This is a genomic window from Porticoccus sp. (assembly GCF_041592135.1).
Taxonomy (GTDB): Bacteria; Pseudomonadota; Gammaproteobacteria; order Pseudomonadales; family Porticoccaceae; genus Porticoccus.
The window spans coordinates 1-4,066 of sequence record NZ_JBFHQR010000169.1 but is presented as its reverse complement, the minus strand read 5'-3'; the positions used below and the strand labels follow the sequence as shown (position 1 = coordinate 4,066).

At 58.4% G+C, this 4,066-nt stretch carries 3 protein-coding genes; 2 read left to right on the top strand and 1 reads right to left on the bottom strand.

Going from position 1 to position 4,066, the window contains the following annotated elements; all coding sequences use genetic code 11:
* Positions 1-300 precede the first annotated feature (300 nt).
* Positions 301-2,208: a beta-ketoacyl synthase gene (locus tag ABY948_RS11480; RefSeq protein WP_461482673.1), complete on the bottom strand. Its 1,908-nt coding sequence runs from the start codon at positions 2,206-2,208 to the stop codon at positions 301-303.
* Positions 2,209-2,348: 140 nt separating this feature from the next.
* On the opposite strand from ABY948_RS11480, the gene ABY948_RS11475 reads away from it, so the two are divergent.
* Complete coding sequence (locus ABY948_RS11475) at positions 2,349-3,326, top strand: GlxA family transcriptional regulator (RefSeq protein ID WP_461482672.1); 978 nt, start codon at positions 2,349-2,351, stop codon at positions 3,324-3,326.
* Between the two features lie 247 nt (positions 3,327-3,573).
* Positions 3,574-4,066 (top strand): ATP-binding protein (locus tag ABY948_RS11470; protein ID WP_461482671.1); only part of this gene is annotated, 493 nt, incomplete at its 3' end.

The following is a 4,066-nucleotide window of genomic DNA, read 5'->3' as shown; positions in this document are numbered from 1 at the left end:
ACAAACAGAATGAAGAGCAGTACCAACAACCGGAGGAACCCGCCTCCGAACCCGTGCCTCATGGGCAAAGTGACACCCTATCACGACATGGTCATGCCGTGCGGGGGCGCAACTTTCACAAAAAACCATGACTGTGAAAAGACAATTCTAGAACAGCTACCGATAAATTCCGACCAATAGCGCACATGGGGTCACATGCCGGGCGGAAACGTCCCGCACCGGCACGACTGATCGGAAGGGTCGGAAGCGGTCCACGAAGAAATGTGGGCCGCAGAAGATCTATCCGCGCGAAACCGGCGGCTAGGCCATATCCCGCCAGGGGTTGGCGCGGTCGAACACCACCTCGTGTTCGTAGCCCGGCACCCGCATGCCCGCGGCGGAAATGCGAATGTCACTGTCGTCGATCACCGGCTCACCAAAGCGATACACCACATCCAGTTGCCCCTGGTCAGCGCGGGCAGCGTAGGCCGCGGCGTTCACACGGGTCTGTTCGCGGCGGCTGCGGTAGGCCTCCATCTCGGCACCGTGGCGACGGGCCAGCATCGCCTCGACCCGCTGCGGCGCTACCACCACGGCGGTGGCATTGTTGCCGCCAAAGCCCTTGGAGTTGATAAAGGCCAGCTCCATGCCCCGCGCCTCGACATCCAGGTCCGCCAGCGGATAGCTGAGGTGGTTCTGATGCACGTCGGGCGCCAGCGCAGCAATGGTCTTGATGCCGGGAATCAGTTTGTACTTGAAGGTACCCAGTGCGGCCATCAACTGATCGCCACTGGCGGAGGCGATACTGTGGCCCACATAGGATTTCACCGCCGTCACCGGCCAGTCGGCAATGCCGAAGGCATCGGCAACGCGGTCAAAAATTTCCGACTCGGTGACCCGGTTGGCCGGGGTACTGGAACCGTGGGCGTGGATAAAGCTGTGGTGTCTGACGGTTTCCTCGCCAAACACCGCCACCGCAGAGGCCACCGCCTTGGCAAAAGACAGGTAGTTGCCCGCGCCGGGGGCGGAAATGGATTTTTTCAGGCCGTCGGCATTGATAAACACCTCCGACACCGCACCGTGGATATCCGCGCCCAGCTGAATGGCCAGGGCATCGTCCATCAGCACCACGAACTGGGTGCCCTCCGCCAGGGTGAAACCGCAGTTCTCGCCAAACGGACGGCTGGCGCGGCGCCAGTCGGGGGTGCTGGAATTATCCAGCTTGCACAGGCCCTCGTCGGTGCCCAGCGCCCCCATATTGGTAAAGCCCTCGAAGATTTCCGGGGTCAGGCTGGCCTCGGCGTTGCCGACAATCGCCACCCGGCGGCGGCCGCTGCGAATATCCTTCACCGCCGCCTGCAAGACATAGAGGAACGAGGCGCAAGCGCCGGTAATGGCCTCGGTGTGGCCGACGCTGCCCAGCACATAGGCGTTCACAAAATCCGCCGGCATGGTGTTGAGGCCCAGCGCCAGTTGCTTGGAGGTGGAGCGCTCAGACTTGAGGCGACTTTGCAGCAGGCCGCCCAGCCCTTCGGAGCCGAGCTGGCCAAACACACTGGAACCGTACACGCCGATTTCATCCGGGTGCACCGAATCGGCGATCAGCTCCCAGGGCACGCCCACCGAATGCAGGGCATCGCTGGCGCCCAGCAGGGTCAACTGCAGGCCGCGGGGATGGAAGCGGGAATTGTATTGCGCGGCGGGATCGAATCCGGAGGGCAGCTGACCGGCGGCCTGGGCATCCTGGCGGCTGTACACCGGCACCAGGAACTCGCCCCGGTCGCGGGTACGCACCTCGAAGGAACCATCCTCCAGGGCCCGCACCTGCCAGTGAGCGGGCAGTTTTTCCGGCATGTCGCGGCGACCGAGTTTGAACACCACTTCCTCGCCCTCGCCCTCTCCCGGCTGCACCTTGACGCGCTTGTGGCCGAGCACCTGATCGGGATCGTAAATGGCTTTTTCCAGACGGCGAATCAACGTGCCATCAATCACCTGCTGGGCATACGTGGCGGCGACCGAGGCACTGTCGAGAGCATGGTTGTCGCCGTCGCGGTAGCACTCGCCATCCCACTTCACCAGGGACATCAGGCAGGCCAGCCCGACGATGGTCTGTTCGCGCTCCTCTGTCGGCAGGGATTCCAGCACCATGCGGCGAAAACCCTGGTGGGACGAACTGCGACCGGCGGCGTTGTAGCCGCCGAAACCGACGATAACGGGCAATGATTGCATAGAGAGCGGTGTCCTATAGGGGTGCGGTATTCTGCTATGGGCTCAGTCTAGCAATCATTCGGCATTGCTTTTTGGTCAATATAGCCATATCTTTTTCCATTATGGCCAAAAAGACAGATAATTCTCCCCAGCCACTGCAGGTGTGCACATTGCTGTATCACAACCTGCTGGGCACCAGCGCCACCCTGCCGGTGGAAATGTTGCGCACCGCGGAAGCGGCCGACCGCGCCGTCAACCCCGGCACCCGGCCCATCGCCGCCTGTACCCTGTCCATCGACAAAGAACCGGTGGACTCGCCCTCCGGTTTCGCCATTCATCCCAGCGCCACCATCGACGAGATGGATCACTGCGATATCGTCTGTCTGCCCGCCCTGTGGCGCAATCCGCGCCCGGCGCTGAAGAAATACCGCGCCTACGTGCCCTGGCTGCAACAGCAGGCCCAGCAGGGGGCGACCATGATCGCGGTGGGCACCGGGGTCTGCTTCCTGGCGGAAGCGGGGCTACTGGACAACCAGCCCGCCACCACCCACTGGCACTACTTCGACCAGTTCCAGAAGGACTACCCGGCGGTGGACCTGAAGCGCCAGTACTTCATCACCCAGGCGGGCAACCTGTACTGCGCCGCCAGCGTCAACGCCATGGCGGAACTGATGGTGCACCTGGTGGCGCGGCTCTACGGCCGCCACGCCGCCACCCAGGTGGAGCGCAACTTCTTCCACGAAATCCGCAGCTCCTTCGAGCCCACCAGCTACTTTTCCGACAACGTGGAATACCACCCGGACGAACAGGTGGTGCAGGCGCAGATCTGGTTCGAGGACAACTTCAGCAAGCCGATCCGGATCAGCGACGTCGCCAGGCAGTTCGGCTTCAGCATGCGCACCTTCGACCGGCGCTTTAAAAACGCCCTCGGCAAGACCCCGCTGCAATACCTGCAGCGCACCCGCCTCAACAACGCCCGGGAGCTGTTACAGAAATCGAACCTGTCGGTATCGGAAATCGCCGCCCACTGCGGCTATCAGGATGGCGCTGCCTTTAGCAAAATCTTCCACCGCCAGTTCGGCACCTCGCCGATGAAATACCGGGAGACGGTCAGGGCGAAGCTGTTTAGTGCGCATTGAGTTGTTTCAGCGAATGGCAAACAGTTGCCTATAAGGGAGTGCGGTGGAATACTAAGAGCACATAACACAAGGAAGTACTGATTCAAAGGAAGGACCAACATGGACCACTCACTTTTCATCTCCACACATTTCTCTCCCAACACCCCCTTTGTTTGCCCATCGCAAAAAAATGCTCTGCAAATATTAATTATGTAATCGAAGAGATCATTAATAGAGCGTTATGCCTTTACAAAAGGAAAACATATAAATGGAACAGTCCTGCCTCTTCGGGCCAAACTTTTTAGAAAAACTTGTCGGCAAAGCCATACTACATGATCCAAAGGTTGCAATAGTTGAACTAGTGGCAAACGCATGGGATGCTGGCGCTAGTGAGGTAAAAATTACGTGGCCAACCAAAGATAATGAACAATTTTTCTCTATTGAAGACAACGGTTGTGGTCTTACGGATACAGAATTTACTTCTAGATGGAGAACTCTTGCCTACGACCGAATAGGCTCTCAAGGCAATACTGTTGTTGTAAATAATAGGAGTCGAACCGTATTTGGCAAAAATGGCGTTGGAAGATTCGCTGGGTTTTGTTTTGGTGAATCATATTATGTCGCATCCAACAAAGATCAGGAACACATTGAATATCAGATAAAACCGGGAAGTGGTGAATCACCTTTCTCTTTAGTCAAACACGAACCAAGATCTTTTTCCAGAGAAAAGGGCACAAAACTATTTGTCAGAGAAAAATCTT

Excerpts from the sequence above, each read along its gene's own strand:
- ABY948_RS11480 (WP_461482673.1), bottom strand. The coding sequence starts at position 2,208 with ATGCAATCATTGCCCGTTATCGTCGGTTTCGGCGGCTACAACGCCGCC.